At 60.3% G+C, this 26,266-nt stretch carries 15 protein-coding genes; 5 read left to right on the forward strand and 10 right to left on the reverse strand.

Annotated features, from left to right (window positions below; genetic code table 11):
• Window positions 1-11: 11 nt before the first annotated feature.
• Window positions 12-1,487 carry an anthranilate synthase component I gene (gene trpE / locus ACE3PH_RS13485; RefSeq protein ID WP_374319859.1) on the reverse strand — a complete coding sequence of 492 codons (1,476 nt, stop codon included), beginning with the start codon at window positions 1,485-1,487 and terminating at the stop codon, window positions 12-14.
• Window positions 1,488-1,843: 356 nt separating this feature from the next.
• Here trpE and ACE3PH_RS13490 point away from each other — a divergent pair, with 356 nt between their 5' ends.
• Window positions 1,844-2,485 carry a chalcone isomerase family protein gene (locus tag ACE3PH_RS13490; RefSeq protein ID WP_374319862.1) on the forward strand — a complete coding sequence of 214 codons (642 nt, stop codon included), beginning with the start codon at window positions 1,844-1,846 and terminating at the stop codon, window positions 2,483-2,485.
• A 9-nt stretch (window positions 2,486-2,494) separates the two neighbouring features.
• On the opposite strand, the gene ACE3PH_RS13495 is transcribed toward ACE3PH_RS13490, so the two are convergent.
• Entirely contained in the window at window positions 2,495-3,223 is a 729-nt protein-coding gene (locus tag ACE3PH_RS13495; RefSeq protein WP_374319864.1) for an HAD-IA family hydrolase, read from the reverse strand.
• Window positions 3,224-3,649: 426 nt separating this feature from the next.
• Here ACE3PH_RS13495 and ACE3PH_RS13500 point away from each other — a divergent pair, with 426 nt between their 5' ends.
• The 3 genes from ACE3PH_RS13500 to ACE3PH_RS13510 are packed head-to-tail and all read left to right on the forward strand — an operon-like array spanning window position 3,650 to window position 12,407.
• Entirely contained in the window at window positions 3,650-5,452 is a 1,803-nt protein-coding gene (locus ACE3PH_RS13500) for a hypothetical protein (protein WP_374319867.1), read from the forward strand.
• Entirely contained in the window at window positions 5,449-7,008 is a 1,560-nt protein-coding gene (locus ACE3PH_RS13505; protein WP_374319870.1) for a hypothetical protein, read from the forward strand. The genes ACE3PH_RS13500 and ACE3PH_RS13505 overlap by 4 nt, the downstream gene beginning before the upstream one ends.
• On the forward strand, window positions 7,002-12,407 hold the full coding sequence (locus tag ACE3PH_RS13510; RefSeq protein WP_374319873.1) for an FtsK/SpoIIIE domain-containing protein: 5,406 nt from the start codon (window positions 7,002-7,004) through the stop codon (window positions 12,405-12,407). Before ACE3PH_RS13505 ends, ACE3PH_RS13510 begins: the two co-directional genes overlap by 7 nt.
• A gap of 17 nt (window positions 12,408-12,424) precedes the next feature.
• On the opposite strand, the gene ACE3PH_RS13515 is transcribed toward ACE3PH_RS13510, so the two are convergent.
• The 6 genes from ACE3PH_RS13515 to ACE3PH_RS13540 form a co-directional block, all read right to left on the reverse strand.
• On the reverse strand, window positions 12,425-13,684 hold the full coding sequence (locus tag ACE3PH_RS13515; protein ID WP_374319875.1) for a DGQHR domain-containing protein: 1,260 nt from the start codon (window positions 13,682-13,684) through the stop codon (window positions 12,425-12,427).
• Window positions 13,681-14,175: a hypothetical protein gene (locus tag ACE3PH_RS13520; protein ID WP_374319877.1), complete on the reverse strand. Its 495-nt coding sequence runs from the start codon at window positions 14,173-14,175 to the stop codon at window positions 13,681-13,683. The genes ACE3PH_RS13515 and ACE3PH_RS13520 overlap by 4 nt, the downstream gene beginning before the upstream one ends.
• 102 nt (window positions 14,176-14,277) lie before the next feature.
• A complete protein-coding gene (locus tag ACE3PH_RS13525; RefSeq protein ID WP_374319880.1) occupies window positions 14,278-15,120 on the reverse strand; it encodes a phosphoadenosine phosphosulfate reductase family protein in 843 nt (280 codons plus the stop codon).
• On the reverse strand, window positions 15,113-18,448 hold the full coding sequence (locus tag ACE3PH_RS13530) for an ATP-binding protein (protein WP_374319883.1): 3,336 nt from the start codon (window positions 18,446-18,448) through the stop codon (window positions 15,113-15,115). The genes ACE3PH_RS13525 and ACE3PH_RS13530 overlap by 8 nt, the downstream gene beginning before the upstream one ends.
• Window positions 18,441-19,361, reverse strand: a complete 921-nt coding sequence (locus ACE3PH_RS13535) for a DUF4007 family protein (protein ID WP_374319886.1) — start codon at window positions 19,359-19,361, stop codon at window positions 18,441-18,443. The genes ACE3PH_RS13530 and ACE3PH_RS13535 overlap by 8 nt, the downstream gene beginning before the upstream one ends.
• A gap of 582 nt (window positions 19,362-19,943) precedes the next feature.
• Window positions 19,944-20,936 (reverse strand): isopenicillin N synthase family dioxygenase, encoded by a 993-nt coding sequence (locus ACE3PH_RS13540; protein WP_374319888.1) that lies wholly within the window; start codon window positions 20,934-20,936, stop codon window positions 19,944-19,946.
• A gap of 303 nt (window positions 20,937-21,239) precedes the next feature.
• Between ACE3PH_RS13540 and ACE3PH_RS13545 the strand changes: the two genes are divergently transcribed.
• Entirely contained in the window at window positions 21,240-22,412 is a 1,173-nt protein-coding gene (locus ACE3PH_RS13545; RefSeq protein ID WP_374319891.1) for a methyltransferase, read from the forward strand.
• Window positions 22,413-22,420: 8 nt separating this feature from the next.
• On the opposite strand, the gene ACE3PH_RS13550 is transcribed toward ACE3PH_RS13545, so the two are convergent.
• A complete protein-coding gene (locus ACE3PH_RS13550) occupies window positions 22,421-25,111 on the reverse strand; it encodes a GNAT family N-acetyltransferase (RefSeq protein ID WP_374319894.1) in 2,691 nt (896 codons plus the stop codon).
• 16 nt (window positions 25,112-25,127) lie between these two features.
• Window positions 25,128-26,051 carry a histone deacetylase family protein gene (locus ACE3PH_RS13555; protein WP_374319896.1) on the reverse strand — a complete coding sequence of 308 codons (924 nt, stop codon included), beginning with the start codon at window positions 26,049-26,051 and terminating at the stop codon, window positions 25,128-25,130.
• Window positions 26,052-26,266 lie beyond the last annotated feature (215 nt).

Here is a 26,266-nt window from a genome sequence, read left to right on the forward strand (position 1 = left end):
TCAAAGTGGGTTCAGAGACCTTGTTCGACCATCTCGGCCGCGCGGATCACCGCACGGGCCTTGGCCTCGGTTTCTTTCCACTCCAGTTCGGGGACCGAATCGGCCACCACCCCTGCCCCGGCCTGCACGTACAGCACCTGATCCTTGATAACCCCGGTGCGGATGGCAATGGCCACGTCCATGTCGCCAGCGAAGCTGAGATAGCCGACTGCGCCGCCGTACACACCGCGCTGCACCGGCTCCAGTTCATCGATGATTTCCATGGCGCGGATCTTGGGCGCGCCGCTGAGCGTGCCCGCCGGGAAGCTGGCACGCAGCACGTCCAGTGCCGACATGCCGTCCTTGAGTCGCCCTTCGACGTTGCTGACGATGTGCATGACGTGCGAATAGCGCTCGATGCCAAAGGCTTCCGTGACCTTGACCGAACCGGTTTGCGCGATGCGGCCGATGTCATTGCGGGCCAGGTCGATCAGCATGACGTGCTCGGCGCGCTCCTTCGGGTCGGACAGCAGGTCGCGTTCGTTGTTGAGGTCTTCCTCGTGGGTTGCACCACGTGGCTTGGTGCCGGCAATGGGGCGGATGGTGACCGTCTCGCCTTCGGCGCCATGCTCCTGACGCACCAGGATTTCAGGCGACGAGCCCACCACGTGGTGGTCCCCCATGTCGTAGTAATACATGTAGGGGCTGGGATTGAGGGTGCGCAGGGCGCGGTACAGGTTCAGCGGCGACGCGGTGAAGCGCTTTTCCAGACGCTGGCCGATCACGATCTGCATGCAGTCGCCCGCGGCGATGTATTCCTTGCAACGCCCCACAGCGGCCTCGAAATCGGCCTTGGCGAAGTGCCGCTCGACCGGATGGGCCTCGCTGGGCGCCACCGACGGCACGGGCACCACTTCATTGAGCTGGGCTTGCAGTTCGGCAATGCGGGTCCGCGCGCGGTCATAGGCACCGGGCTGCGACGGGTCGGCATAGACGATCAGGTAGATGCGGTCAGCCAGGTTGTCGATGACCGCCAGCTCCTCGCATTGCAGCAGCAGGATGTCAGGTGTGCCGATGCCCTGGGGCTTGCGCACACCGGCCAGGCGGGGCTCGATGTGACGCACGGTGTCGTAGCCGAAGTAGCCGGCCAGACCACCGCAGAAACGCGGCAAACCGGCGGGAATGGCGACCTTGAAGCGCTGCTGGTAGGTGGCAATGAAGTCCAGCGGGTTGCAGGTGTGGCGCTCGACGACCTCGCCGTCGGTGACCACTTCGACTTCGCGCTCGGTGGCTCGCACCAGGGTGCGGGCTGGCAAGCCGACAAAGGAGTAGCGGCCAAAACGCTCGCCTCCCACGACCGATTCGAGCAGGAAGCTCAGGGGGCGGCCTTGGGTGAGCTTCAGGTACAGCGACAGCGGGGTGTCAAGGTCAGCCAGGGCCTGAGCCACCAGCGGAATGCGGTTGTGACCCTGTGCGGCCAGGGCTTTGAATTCGGATTCGGTGATCATGCAAGGGCCCTCCAAGCCCGACGGCACCCACGCCCACACAGGGCATGGCCATGCCTTAACTGATCAGATCGGGGAACACCCCCTTGAACAAGGGGGCATCAGGAGCCGCTGGGACCCACGCCAAAAATGGGGTTGTCCGGGGACGGTCTCACGCGGCGAACTGAGCGGACAGGCGCCAGCATCGCCAGGGCCAAGCTCCCCGGTCGTGCGAACCTTTTGTCAGTTTGCGTGAGATGAACATGGAATGAGTTTAGCAGGCTCGCAGGAGCAGGCAAGGGCAATACCCAAGGTGACAGGGGCATACAACGCTGAACAATGCCGACTTAGCTGAAAAAGCGCTGTTCTGCAGGTCCCCCATGCGGTCACATTCTTCCTCTCGTCAACCTTGGCCCAACTGGCTGGCAGCTGTGGCTGCCGGTGTGCTGATCGTGGCGCCGACGGTGTGCAGCGCGCAAAGTGCCGAGCTGGCTGGGGTGCACTACCCGACCACCCAGAAGCTGGACGGCCAGGAGATGGTGCTCAACGGCAGCGGGATCAGCTACCGGGCCGTGGCCAAGCTCTACACCGTCGCTCTGTATGTACCCCGCAAGAGCAACAAGGCCAGCGCCATAATGGGCGAAGCCGGGCCGCGTCAACTGCGCATTGTGATGCTGCAGGCCATGCGCGTCGACGAGCTGAACCGGGTGATCAACACCGGCATCGAGGCCAACAGCTCGCGCGATGAGTTTTTCACACTGGTGCCGGCCATTCAGAAAATGAGTGACCAGTTCGGGTTGTTGCCGCGGCTGACCAAAGGCAGCGTGATCACGATTGACGGCAGCCCGAAACAAGGCACGATGCTGGCCCTCAACGGCAACCCGATGGGGCCGGCCATTGAAGACCCCCGGCTCTTCAATGCCATCTTGCGGGTGTGGCTGGGCGACAAGCCCAACTCCGAAGTGCTCAAGGACGCCTTGCTGAGCTACACCCCGCCCCCTGTGCTCAACGCATTGGACTGAACACGGCGCTCAGGCGGCAAACCAGCTCGACCAGTCTGGTGCGTCCAGGCGGTCGATGTAGGCGAGGGCCGGCACCTCGTTGATCGGGTGTCCATGGTTGTAGCCATAGGTCACCAGCACCACGCCACACCCCGCCGCCGCGGCGGCCTGGGCGTCGTTGCTGGAGTCACCCACCATCAAGGTGGATGCGGGCGGCGTGCCCAGGGCCTCGCAGGTTTTCAGCAGGGGCAGCGGGTCCGGCTTCTTGCGCGCAAACGCGTCGCCGCCAAAGACGTGCGCGAAGTGACCTCTGAGGCCTTTGAGCGTCAGCAGTTGCTCCGCAAAGGCGGTCGGCTTGTTTGTGAGGCAGGCCAGTTGCACGCCCGTGGCGCGCAGCCTGATCAGGCCCTCGGCCACGCCTGGATACACGTCGGCATGCTGGCCGTTGATCCGGGTGTAGTGGTGCTGGTAGTGCTGCCAGGCTTGCGGCACGCTGGCCAGCACATCGCCATCATCATCGGGCAGACCCCAGGCATGGGCGAGCGTGCGCCTCAACAGGTCTTCCGTGCCCTTGCCCACCGTCATCTCGACGAAGGCCCGGTCGACACGGGCGACCTCGATGGCGTGGCAGCCCATGTCCAGCAGGGTATGGTGCAGGGCCACGACAAAGTCGCCCAGGGTGTCGACCATGGTGCCATCCAGGTCGATGATGGCGGCGCGAAAAGGGGAATGGTTCAACTTAATAGAGTCCGTAAGCATGGAATAGAGTCCGTAATTACTGGCGACTCAATTGACATCGCCGTGGAATGTAGTCCGAAACCATGATCGAAGTGCTGTCTCGCCGCATCGAAGTTCTATTTGTCTCCTGATACGTTTGGGAATAGCCGGCCTCAGGCACGGTTTCCATGTCTAACTAAGGGGTGAGTTGCCGCCATACATGGCGTCGGGTCTGCAAGGCAAGCCCCCACCGCCTCCGAACTACAACAATGCAATGGCAGCCGCTCGCTGCCTGGCGTTGCAAGCAGGCAAATCGATTTTGGCGGCACCTTGAGAATCAGGTAACAATTCGTCTCAAATGGGAGCACAAAATTGACAACGCAGGAAGAGCCACAGGTTTCCGACATGCCTAGTAGCGCCTGGGTACGGTTTCTACGAAGCTACGGCCCGACCGCGAATAACTTGACCATGTTCGACGAATATGTAGCGAGCGCGTTGGGCAGAGCCAAGGTTCAGCCCATTCTGCTATCGACACCGCTACTTGATGACATGGTGCGACACATCGAGTCTCGGGCGCCAGGATCGCTCTTGATCGCAGGCACGGCTGGTGATGGCAAAACTTACCACTGCCGCTCCCTGTGGACTCGCATTGGCGGTGACCCTAAGGTCTGGGCGAGCAAGGGCAACGTGAAGGAGCATCTGCTGGCCGATGGGCGCCTGGCTGTGTTCATTAAGGATCTCTCTGAGTTCAATGGCGAAGAGAGCGACCTGCCGCTACAACGACTGGAGAGGTCTGTTCTTGGAGGCAACGATTCCGAAGTCGTTGTGTTGGCCGCCAACCACGGCCAGCTTCTTGATCGCTTGCGTGATCTCGGCAAACGGCAAGGCCGAATCCACCCACTGCGCAAGCCTTTGCAGGAGAGTTTTCTGCAATCCGGGTCGGCTCCAAATCGTCTTGCCGTCTTTGACCTAAGCCGATCGACTAGCCGCAAGACACTCGACGAGGTTGCAATGGCGGTGGCTGGGCATTCCGAATGGGCCAACTGCTCGCGTTGTACCTTGAAAGCCGAAGGGAAAGTCTGCCCGATTTATGAAAACCGCCTTCGTTTACTTGGTAACGCCGACGGCGGCCTGCTGGCGCGTCGTCTTGGTGACCTGGTAGAGATCGCCAGACTCAATGGATTGCATTTGCCAGTGCGAGATCTGCTGGCACTGTGCGCGAACATGGTCCTTGGTTATGCGGATGCAAAGCTGGCCAAAGAAAATTTGATGACATGCGCGGATGTGCCCAAGATCCAAGAGAGCAAACAAGTTGGCAAGGCCAGCATCTATGCCAATGCCTTTGGCGCAAACTTGCCCAAACGGAGGGCATCAGATCGCCCCGTTTTCAGGGCGATGGTCAGCTTTGGCGTGGGTGATGAGACCACTAATGCAGCAGATGGCTTGCTGGTTTATGGCAAAGACGATTCGCGGATGCAAAGCGACTTCGAGCGCCTGGTGGCAACAGATCTGATCTACGGCGCAACGACAGAATTCCGCGCAGCGCAGGATGCCTACCTTGAAGGCGACGAAGGTGCTCGCTTGGACGGTGGCTCCTCTGAATTCTTGGAGATGCTTGAGGCTCAGCGACGCAGGCTTTACTTCACTCTGCCCGAATCCGAACCGGAGTACCCACACTGGTCAATGACAGCCTTTCGCTACGCAGGCGATTACCTGGACATCATTGACTCACTGAAAGCCAAGAAGCCGGTGAGCGATGCAACACGCGGGCGCATCACGCGTGGTCTCAACCGGGTCATGACGGGTCTTCTTCTGGAAAACGTTGACCGCATCTTCATCGCCAGCTCGGGCGGCTTCACTCAAAGCCGCGTGAGCGTGCTTTGCGATCATGAGACCCCTTCCCGCCGGCAGGGCGGCGTCGGCATGGCCATCAAACTTGACGAAGCAACTGGCCGTCCACAGCTTGACGTCTCGCTATCGCCAGGCCCAGGCAAATCGGTCGCATTCGACCTCACGCCCATTCGGCATGAATTCCTGTCGCGTGTGGCCGAAGGTGCGCTGCCGGCCAGCTTCTCCAACGAGTGCCTTGAAGACCTGTTGGCCTTCAAAGCAAAGCTCTTGCGCAAGGCCGAGGTCGTTAGAAAGGCCAATTTGGCTGGCGACGACGACGAGGCAAGCGGTGAGACCTCCGCACTGACGTTGAACTTCATAGACATCGAGCCTGGTGGCCGTGGATTCACTCGCCCTGTGACCGTGAGGGCTTCGCAATGAGCGAAATTTTCAAACGTCCCGAGATCAAGAGTGTCGACTTCTGCGTCGATGAAAACATCTGGGGTCACCGCCTGTACGACGAGCAACTCCCGCATCTGACTGTTCTTGAGTTCCTGGGGGCGCTGGGCTCCAACTTGGACAAGCCGCTGCGGCCGCACAGCGGCCTTGGTGGGGCCTTTAGGTTTCAACCGCAGCGGCAGCTCCGTCTGCGCGGGTTGCTCTTCAACAACCCCTACGTCGAAACCATCTCGGAAAGCAAGCTTTCCGACGAAGAAAAATGGCGTCAGTGGTTGGATCGGTTTTGCCAAGGGGCGACAGGCAACGGCGATGGCGCCAACGACATGGCCTATCTTCGCCACTCGTTCGCCAGCTTTGACGATTTCGCCAAAGCCGTAGAGCTGCTGCGTTCTTCCTCCTTCGAGTCGCGCAGCAACAAGCGTTGGAGCTCCAAGTTCGTCTTTCCCTTCGGCCCCGATGCGCTCTATGAGGACCTGGAGATTGACGCGAAGGGCAAGATGAGCAACGACCGGCGATTTTTCGCGCGGACAGGCGAGCTGCTCTACATGATGCTGACACGCGCCAAACGCGGCGCTGAGCTCGGGGACATTTTGGCCACGCGGTTGTTCGACCGTGAAGCGCCAATGAACCGGCTTGCACGAGCAATGCAAGGCACCCCACAACGCGCAGATGACTCGCGTCAATCCGGCTATTTGCCCGAGGCAACAAACGCTCGCTTCGATCAGATCTGTGAAGACTGGCTTTCGATCCTCGCCAAGGACATGCCGATCTACGATGCCTTGGAGCACTTGATCGCCATCTCGGGGCTGAACATGCTGCTCTACTTTCTGGAGCGTGCGAAGCGCGTGGCTGGTGACGATGAGCCGGTGGAAATCGTCTGCGAGATCGTCTCTAAGGAGCGCACCAAGGTTCGTGCGCTGTCTGGCGACAGTTACCAGCTCAACCAAGGCTTACCGGCCAAAGCGGTTCGGGCTCACGTCGAGTCAATCCGCCAAGATGTGGCTTGGGGCAAAGCCGCCAATAGCGCCTTCCCCGAGGCTGATCGGGTCAGGCTCATGCGCGAGCGTTTCCAGTGGCCCTCGACTGACGGGGGCGACGACGAGGACTACTCGGGCGACAGCCCAGACACCTTGGTCGACAAGTTGGTTGAGTTGGCCCTTGCCCGACACTCGCAGCACGTTGGCAAGATCCACGCATCTTGGTCACGGGCAATTGGCCTAAGCTCTCGCCGCCTCTCGCGCCGAACCCGCTACGCCCCCAACGATCGGCTCTTGAAGTCGATCGTGGTCGCCATCGTCGATGACCGCATGCAGCTTGACGAATTCTTGGCGGAAGCCAAGAGGCGCTATGGCTTGGTACTCGGTGATGCCGAGGGTTTGCGCATGATCGACGCCAAAATGGTTGACCAAGAGGAGCTCAGCGAAAACCGAAGCAACCTCGAAGCTCGGCTCGTCGGCTTAGGCCTTGTGCGCAGACTTTCTGATTCCTGCTCATTCGTTGAAAACCCCTTCGCGTTCATGGGAGAGGCTGCATGCTGACCGACCGCATCATCGGGCGCGTCGGCGCTGACATCCTCGCCAAGCGCATCTCCATTCCTGGCCAGCCTGGCGACTCCGCCGCGCTGTTCCGACTCGACAAGCTTTCATCCACGCAAATCGCTGCGGTCGCACGGGCCATCATCGCCAACGCGGACCTGTACGCACAGGTGGATCTCATGATCCCTGAGGCCTTGGTTGAGGGCCAAGGTTTGCCACCTGAGATCCTGCTCTCGCACAACGCGGGCTACGTCCGAAACAACGCGACAACCGCCAAGGCTGCGATCCTCACGGCCAATGGCAACGAGCACAACCTGGCCGACACCCTGGGCCATGTGATGACCATCGGCGCGAAGGAGTTGCGCGAAGACCCAGAGCCATGGGTCGAAGCCGCGTTACATGCTGGAGGTCTGTCACCCGTACAGGACGATCGTTCCGTGTTCCATGCGGCTTTAGGTGGCCTGCTGGCTTCATCTGAACTCTCACTTGTGCAGTTGGGGGAGTTCTGTACCGAGATCATTGAGGCCATGTCGACTCGTGGGCTCGCGATTCGGGACGCTGTGGGCTTCGCCATGCCGCGCGCGGGCTTGCCTCGCGACAGTACTTTTTTCTCCAACACCAAGACCTTTGGCATCCAGCGCAAACCTTGGCAAAAGGCCTTCGCCAAGCTTTATACCCAACGTGCTCCCCTGCTAAAAAAACTCCGCCAAAACGGTCAGCCACTCGACCCAGAGGAGCTGGTTGAACGCATCGAATCCAACTCGAATGAAATTGCCGAGGCTGCACGCTTGGCTCTTCAGGCCTTTGCTGAGGCACCGGCAGGTGACCAAGATGCCGCGTACGCCCTTGCCCAATTCGAGTGGGAAGCTGATGGCGTCTACTTGGCCTTCGATAAGCCCAAGGAAAAGCAACTGGGATTGGTCGACGCGACCATCCGCTTCTTCGACCATGACTGCGACCAAGAAAACTCACTCGCGCCTGAAGACCGCAGGCTCTTAGAAGACCTGAAGTCGCGCGAACGCCGATCGGACTTCACCGACGAAGATGAAGAGTTCTTCGTCAAGCAACGCCGTCTGCTCGAGCAAGACCCAAAGCTTTGCGCTCGCTGGGAGAAGGCCCTCTATGGCAAACCCATTGAGTGCAATGACTTCTTAGACGGTTTCGCTCGCGTGGTGAACAGCCTCCATGCAGGCCTGCGCGACGCAGAGGGCGAACGCATCTTGCGCTTCACGGTGACCAAGGGCCGCAAAGAGTGGCGGGAGCGATTCAACTACGACGCAGGAAGCTACTTTTCGGCGATGTATCGCGGGCTGAAAGAACTCATGGGTTCCAAGGCCGATTGGAAGGTTGAGCGCTTGGGCAATACCAGCCTGCCAGATCCACTCTTCGACTATGAAGCTTTCTTCGCTAAAGAGAAGGAACTACGCAACGACAAGAAGAACAAGGTCCGCCCCAATTCCTCCCTCTCTCGCGTGGCCTTGCAGATCAAGTTCGACGTGGCCTTGATCCAAGTCCACAAGGACAAAGAGGTAGTGCTGGCAAAGACCCAGCTCTTGTGGAGCTACAAGCCCACCTCGATCGGCCTGTCGATGGTCGCAGACATGCGCCGTCTCTTGGACAAAGGTGCCATCGGCTGCACGGAGGTGCCACGTCGCCTGGTGAGCAAGAAGGGCGGCGTGCAAAACGTCTCACTGCTCGACACCGGAACCTTGGAGGCCACTTACTCGACCGACGCAGGCTCGCTGGTCCCTGCCGCCAATAAGCTTCGCAGCCTGCGCCATGAGATCAAGAGCCGGATCAAAGAGCTCGCTGATGAGGGCCGCTTGACGCCCAGTCAACGCGACGAAGTCCGGGAGTCCTGGGACAGGTTCGAGGCGGACTACATCAAAGCCATGGAGGACTTTGTCGATGTCGGCCTGCACGGCGAAGCCGTCATGCGCCAAGCCGAATCCTTTGGCGCGTTGATGACCACCCTCATGGCTCACGCCCGTGGCGATGTGTGCCGCTCACGTTTGGTCACCGAAGTGCTTTCGGTGGGCACGGCCCGCGTCGCCGGTGACAACCCTGCGCTGATCATTCCCCCGTGGCACCCGGAGCGAATGAAAGCGCTGGCGGTCAAGCTGCGTCGAGTGGCTGGCTTTGCCACCCACCTGCTGTCCAGCGGCAGCATCCTTTATGGAGATCGTGAGATCTTCATGCGTGAGCTGTCAGACGAGATTGCCCATCCGTTCTATCCCGAGATCGCGGTACTCAACCGCACAGGTGCACCCACGCTGGTGTCGGAGAGCAGCACCGTCAACGGCTACAGCCTGTTGGAGTCACCCACACGTGGCGCCGAAGATGCCATGACCGACGTCGATCCGGCCGCAGCCGCCAAACAAGCGCGCGAGCTGTTGGAGCGCTACGTCGGCCTTCAACCTCACGAGGCGTCCAACCTCAGCGTTGTCCTCTATAACGCCGATGCCGCAGAGCTGCCGCTGGCGACGGTCCGTGAGCTGTCGTCTATCCAAGAAGACGGCAAGCTGCAATGCAGCGTCTCCGTCCGCCACTCAGATCCAGCGAAGCTTCGCCGTGTCTACGGCGAATTGGTCAATAAGGCAGGCGATGATCCCGATCTACCAGTGGTCAGCGAGACCAGCGACAACTTCATCTCGAAGCTGCGCATTTCCGTGACCCCCATTTCATCCACGCCTACAGAAAGCGCACAAGGCTTCAAGCCATTTGACGTGGCCTTCCTTCACGACGTCGTCGCGCGGGCAGCTCAATCTGAGTGGTTGCCCGTGCCGTGGACGAACGACCGCCCTAGCCTTGAACACGCGCCATCACGTTGGTCGTACCGCAGTGTGTCAGGCGAGCATGAGCTGAAGTCCACCACCTACCTGGCCTGCCCGTGGCAGACGGCCTCGGGTTGGGCGTATGTGTCTGCGGTGGCCGCTGTTTGTCGGCAGACCGATGCCTTGCCCGATGAGCGCTACCTGCCCGCACGGCGCATCTCGCTGCAAAGCCCAGCTTTGGTGGACATGATCAAGGACGCACACGACCTCGCCGAGTGGGTGGCCACCTACGACGAGTTGCTCGACAAGCGGCAGCTGCAGCACAACAAGATCACTGTCGTTCGGTATCGCCGTGGCTCCACTAACGGCCGCAACATGATCGTGAGCTCAACGTCTGAGTTGCGCTTATTGAGCGTGTTGGTGCGCCGTCGCCTCGATGAGCTGAACTTGCAGCTCAGCACGGCCGAGGTTCAAGCCATGGCCGATAAGGCCAAGCATGACGCGCTCGCCATCTCTGGCGATATCGTTCTGCGCGCGGCCAAGCGCGGCGTCTCTGCTGGCGAGATGCTCGGATTGGTCTTGAGCCGCTATTTGCTAGACGACGAGTTCAAAGCTGCTGCGGGCAAGGGCCAAGTTCTGACGGCTTACTTCCTGCTGGACGACTATGCGCGCTGGCTTTCACAGCCGGAGAGCCGCATTGCCGACATCTTGGCCATCAATGTCGAGGAGCAGGACGAGACGGTGCGCGTGGTCATTTCGATCGTTGAATCGAAATACGTTGCCGCTGATGGCTTGGCCAAAGCACGCCGAGACTCCAAGGATCAACTGCTGGCCACCCTCGGCATGTTCCGTGAGGCGCTCTTCGGTGCGCCCGGTCGCCTCGATCGGGACGTATGGCTTGCACGCCTGGCCGACATGCTGATCGACGCTGACATTCCGCCAGGCATGACGGCGTTGATGGAACGCGCGCGCTCGAAGCTCCGTGAAGGCGATGTGGAAATCTCGCTGCGCGGGTATTCGCATGTCTATGTGCACACATCTGATGCCGGGGCACCATCTGCTTCGGAGCAGGAGCTTTTGGAGGATGCTGACGGCTTCAAGGCCTGGCAAGAGGTCTTTGACAGGGCCGACTTGCGAAAGCTTGCCGAGGCGTATGCCAAGGGCCCTCGCGGGCTGGATGCCCGAGCGGGATTGGGGCCACATCAGCCCTGGGACGGACACAACTTCAAGAGGCCTGCCGCACGAGTGCCCTGGCTAGCCGCGATGGGTCAACTGACCAGCGGAGAGGTGGGTATCGCATCTGAAGATTCGAACGACGGCGCAGAACACGCTGCGGTTGTTCCAATAGTCAGCTCCGTAGACAACTCTTTGGCTCTCACAACAGGCCCAGAGGACGCTGTCGCTCTGCCTACAGACGGGGCGTCGAGCCCCGCGAAGCAGACGACTTCCAACCAAGATTCAGCGCTCTCAAAGCTGGTCGCATCCAAGTTTGCCGGTGGCGCCCAGTCCGACGCTGAGCGTGAAGAATGGGCACAGGACGTCACCAAGAAGCTAAAGGCTGCCCTCAACAGCTACGGGCTGCAGGCGGCCATCCTGGGCACGCGGTTGACACCCAATGGCTGCTTGGTTCGCCTTGCAGGCTCAGATCGACTGCGCGTTGAAGACATCGAGAACAAGCGGACCCAGCTGCTCACCACGCATGCGATCAACCTGGTCACGGTACAGCCCAAGCCAGGCGAGATCGTGGTGACGGTGGCTGGTACCAAGCGCCAAGCTGTTTCTCTCTGGGATCTGTGGTCCCGCCGCGAGCTCAACCGCAACGTCGCAGGCATCAACACGTCTTTCCTCTTGGGCCTGCAAGAGATCAACGGCGCGCTGCTGTATCTGAACCTAGGCGCGGAGTTCGGCGGGCTCTCGTCCCACGAACCACATTCGCTGGTGGCCGGTGCGACCGGCAGCGGCAAGTCGGTGCTGATCCAGGCTTTGATTTTGGACATCGCCGCGACGAACTCCAAAGACCTCGCCCAGCTCATCTTGATCGACCCCAAGATGGGCGTCGACTACGCCCCATTGGCAGACTTGCCGCACATGCGCGACGAGATCGTCACCACCAAGGAGAAGGCGGCCGAAGTACTCGAAGCGCTAGTGCAGGAGATGGAAGACCGCTACCGCGCCTTTGCCAAGGCGCGTGCGCGCGATCTGCCGACCTACAACTCCAAAGTCTCAGCCGAAGAGCGCCTGCCCATGGTCTTCTTGGTCCACGACGAGTTCGCGGATTGGATGCTTGACGACGCCTACAAGGGCGCCGTGGGGGCGGCGGTACAGAGGTTGGGCGTTAAGGCGCGCGCAGCAGGCATCCATCTGATTTTCGCGGCGCAGCGCCCCGATAAGGACGTGATGCCGATGCAGCTTCGCGAGAATCTGGGCAACAGGTTAATCTTGAAGGTCTCCAGTGAGGCAACTTCTAAGATTGCGCTAGATCGGCCAGGTGCAGAGCTGCTTCTTGGCCGGGGTCATTTGGCCGCCAAACTGAATGGCGAGCAGGGGCTTGTCTTCGCTCAAGCTCCCTTCCTGTCAGATCAGGAGATTGAAGCGGCTGTTCAAGCCATTATGCGAGACAACGGCTAAGACAGCAGCGCTAAAATTCATTTGACTCTTGCGGGTAAATGGGCGCTCTCGTCGCCCATTGCTTTGCGATATCGCGCCAGCAGCGTGGCCTCGGAAAGCTTTGAGACCCCAACCATATACATTAGCACTTCGCGCAGAGTCACATTGTTTGCATTGCCAATAGTCTTCGTGGTTGTATTCCACATGAGAGTTGCAAAGGGAGCAGAAGTCAAATCCCTTGGTAGCTTGCTGGCGAGCTTGACGGCGTCTTCTAGTGACATCGACTTCGTGAGCTTCGCGACAACGCGAGTCAGGATATCCAACCCGACTGGTCTGAATAGCACCTTTCCGCCGTGAGAGCCGCGGTGCTTGGCGACCACTGCCGACGAATTGGCTGCGTTCAAGAAACTGCGGAACTCAGTGAAGTTGTCGGCGAGTAGGGAAATGTAATTCTTGGCCAAATCAAAGTAGGCGTTTAAATCACTGTCGGAGGGCCTTGAACGTTGAAGGTCCGCTTTCTTCTTCTTCAAGTTGGATTCGGTCTCGGAGAACAAGATAGCAAGGATGTCGTAAAGGTTACCGATGGTGGTGATGCTTTCGAGGTTTGACGAAGGCATATTGTTGGAGGCGACAAAAGCAATCCGCTTGTCTGAAAAATAGTCAGTCTCCTCGATGAGCTTGCGGACGCAAATAGCCATGACATCATCTTCGTCCAACGCGATGATGTCACCCTTTGAAACAGGCCGGGCCGTCTTGTTCAAGTTTGTGAACAATCGACGAGTCTTTTCGAGGCCTTGGGGCGTGGTCTTGTGCGCAACGAAGATGACGGAAACTTCGTCTACCTGGTCTTCAGGCAACCCATCTTGGACTGCTTTCTTGATACCTGCCAAGCGGTGCTGCCCATCAAGAGCGAACAGCTTCTCATCGCCGTGGAAAGTGAGAAAGCCTACTGACTCAAGCACCTCTTCCGGGAGGTTCAATAGTTCGCCGTCAGACGCCTTAGAGTTGATGCTGGTGATGGGGTGCCAGTTAGGTTTTCCGCCGTATGTTGCAATAACCAAAGAATTGAAGAAGCGCTCAGGCTGAGTCTTGATGTAGCTGGCGATTTGAGTACTTCTAGTTGACTGCAGTTTTCTTTGGATCATTCCCGATAGCTGCTTGCTTTTATGGATTTCATCGGCGAATTGAACTCGCCTAGCAATCTCTTCCAAGCTGACAAGGCAAGAGTAGTATACCCAGCTCCCGAGGATGCCTCTTAGGGCTGGAAGCGTCAAGTTCTGTTTGTTTGTCGTGCTCATCGAAATGCCCTACGCTTCTTTTTGGTGTCTGCTTCCAGGTCGCCCTCTGAAAATGGTGGCAGGAGAGCGGTATTCAAATCTCTTTCGAGCTTCTCCAGCTGCTCTGATGTCATGGCGTCATCGATCGGCGCGAAGTGGAATCGTAAGACTTCATGCCATGTGCCAATCATTCGAGCAATCCTGTCTCGTTTGACAACCTTTCGCGGATTCAAATAGTCCTTATAACGAGCTTTGAGTGACCTCTCCGATTTTCTACCCGCGATACCGATATAAAGGATGTAGCCGTGAGGTGGAAGAACTTGGCTGGGGTGGTGAATGGAGAATGCATAGATTCCCCGTTTGTCGTCAGGAACTCTATCTATTTCTGCCTCGCCATACTTGACGCTATCCCAAGCTAGGCCGGGAACATTGAACGCGTCAAATTTTAACTTGGTCGGTGAAAGCGTGAACGTGATCTGAAACTTGCCAATTTCGTTGTTGGCTTGGTCCACGAAGTCTGTAATGTCGGATAAGTCCAATGTGCCCCCTTTTTCGCCTGTAGGTGCTCCATAACACGTTTGTATCTCAGGTGCATTGCAGATATTTGTGTGACGCTACTTGTGGCAGACCGCGCAGGCTCCGCCGCCTTCGTCTTCACCATAAATGTCATCGATGTCTTCGTGGCTATCTCGGACAGGACGGAGAGGGTTGATCGGGATGCTTCTGCGTTGACGAGCTTTGCGGATTTCGTATTCAGCCTGGATCTCCGCGATTCGTTCAGGCTGCTCCATTTCCGAGAGCGACTCGCCCTTGGACCAGGTGAAGGGCGAGCCGTGCTCCAGCGCGTCCTTCTCCAAGGCCTTGGCTGCCTCGTAAGCGTCTGGGTGCTTCTCGCGCAGGCGCACCCATTCAATCTTCTGCTGGAAGAAGCAGAAGGTGCAGCCGCTGCGTGAGCGCCATTCGTAATACTTGGGGTAGCCGACGCCAGAGTTCTCCAAGATGTCGATGACGCCGGCCTTGTCGATGCCGGCCTCGCGGAAGGGAAGCTTCACGAAGAGGTTGTCGGCCTTGGCCGCGTAGCCCTCGCGATAGTCCTCATCGGCTCGGATGGCCACATAGGACGTGACCTTATCGCCAGCCGCCAGCATAGGTCGGACCCATTCTTCAAACGGGGCCAGCTTCAACTTCCGGGTGCACCAGCGCGAATTGGGGTTGGGCAAGAAGTGGTTGTATTGGCGCAGCCAGAACTTGAAGTCGCGATTGGGGTTCAACCTCAGGATGGGCTTGTGCAGCTTGCCTTCGAGCTTGGCGAGGAACTCGTAGACCTCGGGCAACTCTTCGCCGGTATCGGTATAGAAGTATTCGATATCAAGCTCAGGGTGCTTGGTGGCCATGTAGACGGCCAGCGCGGCAGAGTCCTTGCCCCCCGAGATCCCCAAAACGTGGCGTTCAGCCATTGGCTGTCTCCTTGTCGATCGATGCCAGCTTCATCCCGGCCTTGGCCAAGATCGCCAGCAATACATCCGTGCCTAAGCCTTGCCCCTCCAGCATAGAGGTGAGCTCGTTGGCCTTAGCCTCCACGGTCGCCCGATGGCGATCAGGGATCGCAAACGATCGCGAGATCGTCTTGGTGTCTGCGCCCGCGCCGATGACCACCGCGATCGCTTCGCTGCGTGCTGCGCGGCCTTGAACACCCGCGAAGGCCTCCGATTCGCGGAAGCGCCGGGCGAACTTCGCCAGCTCCAAAACGGCCGCGTCGATGTGCCGGTCCACCCAATCACGAGGAGGCCTTTCGGCCGCCATGCTCAGAATGCCTTCGAGGGCAGAGCGCGAGCCGTCGTAGTTGGCCAGGCGCGTTGCGAAGCCATCGATCTGGTAGTCGCCCGAAATGCCGGAAACAGCCTTCGCCCGCTCGCGCAGGGACTCCAGGTCGTCGCGACTGGCATCAAGGGCGACCAGCATCTTGGCTTCCACATCCGCCAACATCTTGGCGTACGCACCAGCGAGCTCGTGCAGCGGGCCGCGAAGCGCCTTCACGTAAGCCTTGCCATCTGCTGCGCCCAACAGCGAGGCCAAGTCAACGAACAGCACCTTGTGCGGATCGCTGGCCTTCAACAGCATGTCGCGCATGTCTCGGGCCGCTTGGCTCAGATGCGCTGTGCGGCGAGCCCATTCAGGCAGGTTGAAGACCATGGCCACCAACCCTCGCGCCGCTTCTAGCGGATCAGATGCACAGGCGTTCTCACCAATTTCCGCCAGGAGCTTGGCAATGCCTTGGAGGATCTGGTTCTTGTCTTCGTCAATAGTGACCCAGCGCAAGGAGAAGCGGTCAGGGTCTTGCAGGCATTCGTCGATGTCAAAGTCAGTGAGCCTGGGGACGAACATCCCGTCTTTGTAGACGGCAATGTTGGCTTTGTGAGCCAACAGGAACGCCGTGAAGATCACCGGCTGGATGCCTCGCTTCATGCCAAACGGCACCTCACTCCACCGCGCGTAAATCTCGTGGGCGCCAACTCGAGCGCTCGCATCAGCGAAGAGATCTCGCGTCGCCTCCCAGAGTGGGACAAAACCTACGGCATGGCCATCGCCTGGTGGCATGAAGCGCCAGGCCCCAGACGAATCTTGGCGATGAAGCCCAGTGCTTCTGAGCAAGGTCTCATACAGACCTCGTTCTGCAGGGTAGCCCTCGAAGCCTAGTGCTTCTTGGCCTTCAGCATTGACCATCGCGTGAAGCAGGTCGCGGCGTGCCTTCACGCTGTTGCTGGACACGCTGTCGCGGTTGACCAGCTCACTCCAAACTGGGGGCGTGTCGGTGAACAGATCGTCTGCCAGTTGCGAGGCCTCTGGCGAGAGCTTTGCGCCTGGCTCAATGATTTGGTTATCGCCCTTGTGCCATTTGGCCAAAGTCAAAGCCGCCTGGAGCTGGTCTTCAAGGTCTGCGCGCGTTGCGGCCAATCGGGCATAGACCTCTCTCCGAGCAACGGCATCGCCAGACAACTCGTGACGATCTTTGACCTGCTCCAGAGCCACCAACTCAGCGGAGAGCTCTGAAATTCGCACATGGTTGGTGGGAATGCCGACGATCACGGGCCAGGGCTTGAGCTTGGCGCAAGCTTGCGCACGGACGCTCGCCGCTCGCAGGCTCATCCCCTTGCCAGGCAAGGCCAGGATGAAGATCCCGAACTCACCCTTCTTGGGTTGGAAGTCGGTCGCGACCTTCTCAGCTTGATCGATGCTGCAAAGCTGGAGCTCCATCCAGCGCATAGATCCGGTCTCGTGGTAATGCCGCTTGGCCACCACCGGATGCGAGCCCATGAGCTGAGCCAACCGCGCGTAATCGATTCCGGGCGAAGCCGCCAGGGATTGCGCAATGGCGCCGTCTATGTCGAAGTCACTGCCTTCAAACACCGACCACGCGCCGGTGTAGTTCTTGAAGAGAGCAACTTTCAGTGCAGCGAGCTTGTTGAGCGCCGCCGCCAGCTCTTCCCTTGTGCGGTCATAGAAGAGGGCTCCGATGACGGCCTCATCGGCAGCCAGGCCCGAGCCGTTACGGAACAAATCAATGATCGCGATGTTCTTGATCAACGCAACCAGCAGGGCATCGCCGGTCTTGACCTCGGCCCGTTCTACGGCCTCCACGGCTTGCGACCACCTGTGACCATCGGGCGAGGCCAGGATGGCGGGCTCCAAGTTGGAGCGCAAGTAATCCCAATAGTCGCTTGGGCGATACCAGGTCGCCTCGCTCTTGAGCGTCGAGTTCAGGTAGGCACGGAAGCCGTTGGGCTCCACCGACGACAGAAAGCCGAAGGTGCTCCGTTCGTTCTGGCCAAACTGCCTCTTGGAGATGGGCCCCAGCAAAGCGGCCATGGCCGGGTGCAAGGGCCAACAGCGCTCCAGCGCATCGGCAAAACCTTGGCCCACCGCAGGCCTGCGAGAGCGAATCGCTTCGGCAATGGCCTCTGATGCTTCGCGCATCCATGGAGGCCGAGCTTCGGCTTCAATGGCTCGGCCGATGAGTTCGACCACCTCGTCGCTCGCCGCAACGAAGGGCATGTCGACATAGCGCCCTTGGACCTTGGTCCAATCATCACGGGTATCAATGCCCAAGCGCGCCGAGTACTGCGCGAAAGACTGATGCAACACGCCGACCACCACCAAGCGGCCCTCGGAGCGTGCAGCCGCTTCAGCGAGTTCTTGGAAGAAATATACGTCGTCCCCGGATCCAAGCGCCGAAGCTTCGAGAAACTTGCCCATCTCATCGATGATGACCAACACGCCATCGTGCGGTCGGCTCTTTGCCTCATCGAGTAGTTCCGCAATCAGCGATTGCGCATTGGGCTTGCTGCGACCGTCGACATTGCGATCTTTAGCGTGTCGAAGTGCCGCATGGAGCTCCGCAATGACGCTGCCGCGGCGGCCTACAGCCGGGACAAGCAGCCAACCCTTGCGAACAGGGAAAGCCGCATCGAAGTCGGGCTTGGCATCCAAGTGCAAGACCTCGCGCGCTTTGGCCCGCAAGATCTTGTTCGGATGCAGCGCGCTCGCCAATGCAACGGCCAATGAGCTCTTACCGCCGCCAAACGGTCCGGTCCAAGTGAAGCAGCGTTGGTTAGTGTTTGAAAGCTGCTTGGCCATGCCATCAACCACAGCTGCTGCTGTGGCATGGCAGATGTAGCCGGACAGCGCATCAGCCCGGCCAATGTCGGCATCGATGCGGATGGATCGCTGATATTGGTGCGAGATTTGGACGATGTCCGACAGCGCGATTTGGGTCTTGTCACTCATAAGCGCGCCTGATCATGTTCTTGATTGCTTCTTTAGAGAGATCCTTGCGATGGACCTGTCGAAGACCTGCGGAATCTGTCCACTCAAGCTTGCGGCCCGTCAAATCAGACAGTGCCATCAGCCGTTGCGCGATCGACTCTTCATCGAGCTTGAAGACCCGACCCGGTGATCCTTCGGCGTAGGCCACGGCTTCGAATGCCAACGAGCTTTGCCCCTCGGCCGCGCGATTCCAAAAGTCGATCAGTGCGTACGCAAAGATGCCGTCGTGCAGGGACGCCTTGGGGCCGCGGCGGAAGGCGTATTGCCCCTTGTGAACCTCTTGAAGCAAGCCCAACTCCCCGAGCAACGGATCAGCAAAGTCCTCAGGCGAACCACCCGCGGCACGGGGGGCATAGCTTCGCAAGCAAGTCTCTAAGTCACGCGAAATTGTCGAGGCTGAGAGCCGATGCTTGGGGTCAAGTTCGCGGGCGTAGCGAGCCAAGGGCTCTTCTAGCTCTTGGCGAGTAAAAGTGGGGGCCGTCACATGGTTGAACAGCCAATGCCACGTGGTCGAGCGGAAGCAATGCCCGGCAAGCTGCCAATGGGCGAGCCACGCCGTCGAAGGGTTTTCAGCGTAGGGGTCGAGACCATCATCGCTGAGAATTTCGCTGGCGAGACTACCTACTCGAAACCCTTCGTCGGTCTCGCGCATGACGCCGCAAGCCAAGGCCCAATGCCTGATGGATGCCACCATGTTCTTGCCAACGCCGAACTCGGCAATGGCGGTCTCATCTGCAAAGGTCCGCTTGGGAATCAGACCACCATCAACCGCTTGGTTGAAGGCCTTTTTGAGCCACATCTGACGCAGGGGGAAGGTCTCATGCCCCGAAAAATGGGCAGGCAGCCTTCCATTGAGTTTCACTGTGGATTTCATGTAGGCATTTTAAAGCGCAGAGTCCGCCAACTGGTGACAGTCACCAGTCTAGCCCACAATATACCACTGTAAAAAAAAACAGTATCTCAGCCGTCCATACTGGTAACAAGGAGACTCAGGTACCCCTCATGTGGAATGAGAACCCCCTGAGCTCTATACCTTCGCAACGGTTGCATTTGCCAGATTACGAATCCACGATCATTCCAACTCGACGTTAGTGCATCGCAGATACGGCCCTGGCGGCATTGGCCATGCGTCGCAAACTCACTTGTTTGCTGCGTGAGAGTCGTTGGCTTGAGCCATCACCGCTCCATACACCACCACGTGAGTACCCAAAAGACCTTAACCCGAATCAAGGTGGCCAAGATCAATGGCAACTTAGCTATCCTAGCCAAAGCTCAGGAATCCTCGCACTGAGTAGTGCGACTTCACACCAGACGAACTCATCGAGTATCCGGTCGCAATGGTTACAGCCCCTAGTCCGTCAAACCAGGGAAGGGGGCGGCATCACGGTTGGCGTCATCTCGAAGTCATTGCATCCACAAGCTCGAGATCCTAACCGTCAGCTCGCCCCTCGTGCGCTCAGTACTTCTTGTTGTAGTTGGCTTTCACGCGCTGAGCCAGGTAGTCGCCCGCCGTGATGGGCGGGTACTTGCCTTCACGCGACTCGATCAGGATGTCGGTATTGGCCTGGCAGAAGAAAGCGATGCTGTAGCGCGCGCCCATGTACTCGCCGGGTTGCGGGTTGCGCACACGGTGGAAATTGGACAGCAGGCGGTCGTCGCTCCAGCGCATCAGCATGTCGCCGATGTTGCAGGTGATGAGCTCTTCGCGAGGCGGCACCGAGGTCCACTCCTGCGCTTCGAACTCCTTGCCTGGGCACACCTGCAAGCCACCCTGACCTTCGCGCTGGAACAGCAGGGTCAGGCAGTTGAAGTCGGTATGGGCGCCACCACGCACGTAGTCGAGCTTGTCCTGGATATCGGCCGGGATGCCGTAGTAGTGCAGCAGGCGCAGCGTGCTCTGGTAGTTGTCGCTGGCAGGGTCGTGTGCCCGGGTGAAGAAATCGCGATCGAAACCCAGCTTGTCGGCAAAGCAGGACAGCACCTGCATGCCCACCGCCCAGGTGGTTTGCTCGAAGTCGAGCATGGTGCGCTTGAAGTCAGGCAGCTCTGCCTCGCTGGGATAGAGGCCTGCCATGCGGGGGCGGGTGATCTGGTAGCTCTCCTTCTGGTCAGGTACGCCGGTAGACGGACGGACCTGGGCCAGGCTTTCCCAACCCGAGTTGCGCGACAGCGGGTACTGGGCCTTGACCTCCTTGGGCAGCGCGAAGAATTTCTCGCTCATGGCGAACGCTTCACGCGCCTTGGCCAGCGGCACGCCATGGTTGGCCAACTGGAAGAAGCCCACGTTGACGGCGGCATCCCAGAGTTGCTCGGTGATCTCGGCGCGACGCGCCTCGAAGTTGCTCAGATCGATCACGGGAACGCGGCGTGCCGTGGTCTCCGAACCTTCAGCGCCCATGCGGGCTTCTTTCTGCAGTTCGGCCAGTTCGTAAGTGGTGGTGGTGTTCATGGTGCAAAGCTCCTGAAGCCAGGCATGAGGCCTGACGGACAGTTCGTTGGGAAGTTCAGGGCCGCGCAGCAGGGGCAACAGCACAGAAGCTCCGGGTGTGGCTGACTCGCACAACTCCTGAAGACCTGTTGCCTCGGCTGGGCACGGACCTCAAGAGCAATTCCCGGCCAGTTTGGGTGCACGGATGCCCCAATCTGGTGAACGCTTCTACTCTTGCGATAGAGGCATGCAAAATGTGCGCCACCCCGTATGGCAGCACTGGTGGTGGGTCGTACACTGCCAGCCTATCCATCCAGGCCCCTCATGAGCGCAGACACCCTCCTCCACTGGACATTGCATGACGGTCGTCCGGCCAGCGCCTTGTGGCGCTCGGAATCGGCCATGCCTGCTCCCAAACGGGTGCAACTCGTGGACGACACGCTGCCTGCCGACAAGGCCTACAAGCTCGCTTGCGAAGGCACGGGCCTGTTGTGGAACGGTGATTTTCAGAATGCCCGCCACCTGCTGCAGGCCCTGACCCGGCGTCTCGACAAACACACGGGACCCAGACGAGGGGCCACTCCAGCGACGGCACAGGACACCACCAGTGCCGGGCAAGCGTTTCACAAGCACCGCCAAAGTCAAGGACACCGTGCCCGCATCCTGGGCATGCTGCTGATCCCCTTCAACGCGGACCACACCATCCCGCTGCGCCGAGCGCCCGATGCGCGACAGGCCTGCACGGAAGGTTACGGCCCAGGCACCCAACCCTATGTGACCTCGCTGCGTGAATTGCTGGGCCTCATCGGTGCCCACGAGTGGCGCAAGAAAGGGGTGGCCATCGAAGCGCTGCACGGTCATGGGTCGGGCCGCATCCACGCGCATTACGGCGTGTTTTCACCGCTGCGGGGCGAATATGTGGACCTGGTCAAGCAGGCGCCGCTGCCCAAGGGCTTGCAGGAGGCCTTTGATGTCGGCACGGGCTCGGGTGTGCTCGCGGCGGTACTGGCATCGCGCGGCGTGCCCCGCATCACCGCCACCGATCAGGATGCCCGCGCCCTGACTTGCGCGCAGGACAACCTGCACCGGCTCCAACTCGACCAGCAGGTCAAGGTGATCGAGGCCGATCTGTTTCCACCCGGACAGGCGGCCCTGATCGTGTGCAATCCACCCTGGCTACCCGCGCGGCCCAGTTCACCGATCGAGTACGCTGTGTACGACCCCGACAGCCGCATGCTGCGCGGTTTTCTGAGCGGGCTGAAGGCGCACCTGGCGCCGGGCGGCGAGGGCTGGCTCATCATGTCGGACCTGGCCGAGCACCTCGGCCTGCGCGGCCCCGATGAGCTGCAAGGCTGGATCCGTGAAGCCGGCCTGACCGTGATCGGCAAGCTCGATGCCCGCCCGCGTCACGCCAAGGCGCAAGATGCCGACGACCCGCTGCACCAGGCCCGCGCGGCCGAAGTCACCTCACTGTGGCGCCTGGCCGCCTCGGCGTGAGGTCTGGCTCATAGCGGGTGGGTCACGACGCGGAAGTCCGGGTCGTCCGGATAGGCCTTGACCGAGAAGCCCAGGCTGCGCATCAAGCGCAACATGCCGTCGTTGTTGGTCAGCACCAGCCCGACGATTTCGGTCAGCCCACGCTCGCGGGCGACGTCCATGATGCTTTCCATCAGGCGGCTGCCCAGGCCCTTGCCACTGAAGTCATCGGCCACCACCAGCGAGAACTCGCAGCTGGTCTGATCCGGGTTGGTGATGTAGCGTGACACCCCGACGATGCGCTCGCGCTCAATGATCTCGCCATCGTCTTGCGCCTGACGCTCGCGGTACACCGCGACCAGCGCCATTTCGCGGTCGTAGTCGATGAGGGTGAGCTTGGCCAGCATGGCTGGTGGCAGCTCGATCATGTTCGACACGAAGCGGAAATAGCGGCTTTCCGGCGACAGGCTGTGGACCAGATCCTGCAGCATCTGTGCGTCTTCGGTGTGGATCGGGCGCACCGTGTACTCGCCACCCCCACGCATCGGCCAGACCTGCTCGAAACGAGCCGGATACGGCAGGATGGGCAGATGGCTGTAGACCCCGGAGCGACCTCCGATGGCATGCGGCGCGCTGTCGACCACGATGCGGGCATCTACCGCGATGGCGCCCTCCTCATCGATGATGATGGGGTTGATGTCCATCTCGCGCAACTGGGGCAGCTCGCATACCATTTCAGAGACACGCAGGAGCACCTGCTCCAGTGCAGCATGGTCTGCGGCAGGCATGCCGCGCCATTCGCCCAGGGTGTCGGCAACCCGCGAACGCTCGATGACGCTTTGGGCCAGATACTGGTTGAGCGGAGGCAGCTCCATTGCCCGGTCATTGATGAGCTCGATCATCGTGCCGCCCGCGCCGAAGGCCACGACCGGACCAAAGGCATCGTCGGTGACCACGCCCACGCAGATTTCACGACCAGAGCGCGTGCGCGCCATCTTCTGCACGGTGACCCCGTTGATGCGGGCATCAGGCCTCAAGCGCTTCACGCGCTCCATCATGTCGTGATAGGTGTCGCGCACCCCGGTGCCGTTGAGGATGTTGAGCTCGACCCCCTGCACATCGGACTTGTGGGCGATGTCGGGCGAGTCGATCTTGAGCGCCACGGGGTAGCCCAGCTGGGAGGCGATCATCATGGCCTCATGGGCACTGCGCGCCAGGATGGTTTCGGTCACCGGGATATGGAAGGCCGACAGCAGGCTCTTCGACTCCATCTCCGTGAGGATCTTGCGGCGCTCGGCCAGCACGCCCTCGATCAGCAGGCGCGCCCCTTCGATGTCAGGCTTGGCCAGGGTGGACAACGGAGGTGGCGTTTGCTGCAGCAGTTTCTGGTTTTGATAGAAAGAGCTGAGGTTGCCGAAGGAGCCCACCGCCGATTCGGGCGTGCGGAAGGTCGGGATATTGGCCTCGTTGAGCACCAGCCGGGCATCTGCCACCGAGGTGTCGCCCATCCAGCAGGTGAGCATGGGCTTGGACAAGCTGGCCTTGCTCGACGCCACAGCCTGTGCATAGGCACAGGCATCGGCCCCTGGCTTGGGCGAGTAGATCACCAGCACGCCATCGACACTGCTGTCCCGGTTGGCCGCCTGAATGGCTTGCTTGAAATGCTCGGGGGAAGCGTCGTAAGACAGGTCGATCAGGTCGACCACCGAGGCGGTGGTCGGCAAGACGGACTGCAGCGCAGCGGCCGTTTCAGCGGACAGCTGGCCCAGGCTCAGATCGATGTCATCGACCCAGTCGGCTGCCAGCACACCCGGCCCGCCGCCATTGGTGACGATGGCCAGGCGCTTGCCGACCGGCCGTGAGCGGGTGGCCAGACATTTGGCCGCCGAGAACATCTCGTCAAAAGACTTCACCCTGACGGCGCCGGCACGTCGCAACGCGGCATCGAACACCTCGTCATTGCCGACCATCAGCGCACTGTCGGTGCGGGCAGACTCGACCACCACGGCACGACGCCCGGCCTTGAGCACGATCACCGGCTTGGCATTGGCCGCCGAGCGCAAGGCACTCATGAAGCGACGGGCGTCAAAGATGCCCTCCATGTAGACCAGGATGCTCTGGGTTTGCGGATCGTTGGCCAGGAAGTCCAGGGCTTCGGCCATGCCCACGCTGGAATGCGGGCCGAACGACACGACGGCGGAAAAGCCGACTGCATTCTTGGCCGCCCAGTCGAGCATGGACGAGGTGAGCGAGCCGGACTGGGACACCAGCGCCAGCGGCCCCTTGTTGGCCAGCGGCCCCAGCGTGCTGGCGTTCAGCCCCAGCGCTGGGCGTTGAAAACCCATGCAGTTCGGGCCCATGAGGTAGACGCCTTCACGGCGGGCCTGCTTGTGCCAGACCTGGGCCTGGTCGACATCCACCCCGCTGGACAGCACCATGATGGCCTGGCAGGCCATGCGGGCAGCCAGATCGATGGCGGCCGACACCTCGGGAACTGGCAAGGCGATGATGGCCAGATCGGCCTTGATGCCCATGAGGTCGGCCAGGGTCCCACTGGTCTCGGTATTCACGAACTGCAGCGAGCCCGTGTACCGCTGAGCCTTGAGGGCCTGCAGCAAGGTCGCAGCCTGCGGACAGCAGTCCTCTTCCGATTGGGCCGTTCCGGCCAGCACAACGATGGAGCGAGGGGCGAAAAGCGGAGTGAGGTAATGCTGGTCCATGCAATAGCTTTGAGGTTCAGGCGCCGATCAGTGCGCGCACATGCGCGGCAACCGATCGCCCCAGGGGGCTGAGCACATAGCCCCCTTCCAGGCAGGAAATGATGCGGCCCTGGCCATGCCGCTCGGCCACCTCCATCAAGCGCTCGGTGACCCACTCGTAATCAGCCTCGACCAGCCCCAGGTTGCCCATGTCGTCTTCCCGGTGCGCATCGAAACCAGCTGAAATGTAGATGAGTTGGGGCTGGAATGCATTGAGCGCGGGCAACCAGTGATCGGTCACCGCTTCACGGAAGGCATCGCTGCCGGATCGGGTTGGCAGCCCCACGTTGACCATGTTGGGGCCCGTGGCCTTGTCGCCGTTGAAGGGGTAGAGCCCCTTTTCGAAGATGGAGCACATCAGCACCCGGCTGTCGCCACGGAAGATGTCCTCGCTGCCATTGCCATGGTGCACGTCGAAATCGATCAGGGCGACCCGCTCCAGGCCATGCACGTCGAGCGCGTGTCGAATGCCGACGGCCGCGTTGTTGAAGAAGCAAAAGCCCATGGCGGCAGCCCGTTCGGCGTGGTGACCGGGCGGACGCACGGAACAGAAGGCCGAGCCCACCTGCCCGCCCAGCACCAGATCGGTCGCTTCAACCACCGCGCCCGCCGCGCGCAGGGCAGCGCGCAAGGTAAAGGGCCCCATGCTGGTGTCGGGGTCGACCTGGATCAGGCCCTCCGAGGGCGACTGTGACATCAGCTCCTGAACATACAGGGACGAGTGCGCGCGCCCGAGCTGTTCGGGCGTGGCCAAGGGCGCGTCATAAGGGACCATGTAGTCCAGCAGACCCTTGATCAGCAACTGGTCCTGGATGGCGCCCAGACGCTGAGGGCACTCCGGGTGCTGGGGGCCCATGTCGTGTCGGACACAGTCGGGGTGGGTGATGTATGCAGCCAGCATGGCACAGGTCTCCTCATCGCGCCCTTGGTGAGCGCTGTCGTACTCGTCTGTTTAGTTTCAGTATAGGAATTCGGACACCTGCACCTATAGGGCCTAACCCGTAGATCGGGGGAGATTCAGCAGCCCTTCTGCCCTGCGTCAAATCCGGGGCATCGGCCATGACAGCGGCTGTCGTCAGCGATGGTCGACAGCGCTGCACCCCGCCGGGAAGATGA

The sequence above is a fragment of the Aquabacterium sp. genome (assembly GCF_041909175.1).
Lineage (GTDB): Bacteria > Pseudomonadota > Gammaproteobacteria > Burkholderiales > Burkholderiaceae_C > Aquabacterium.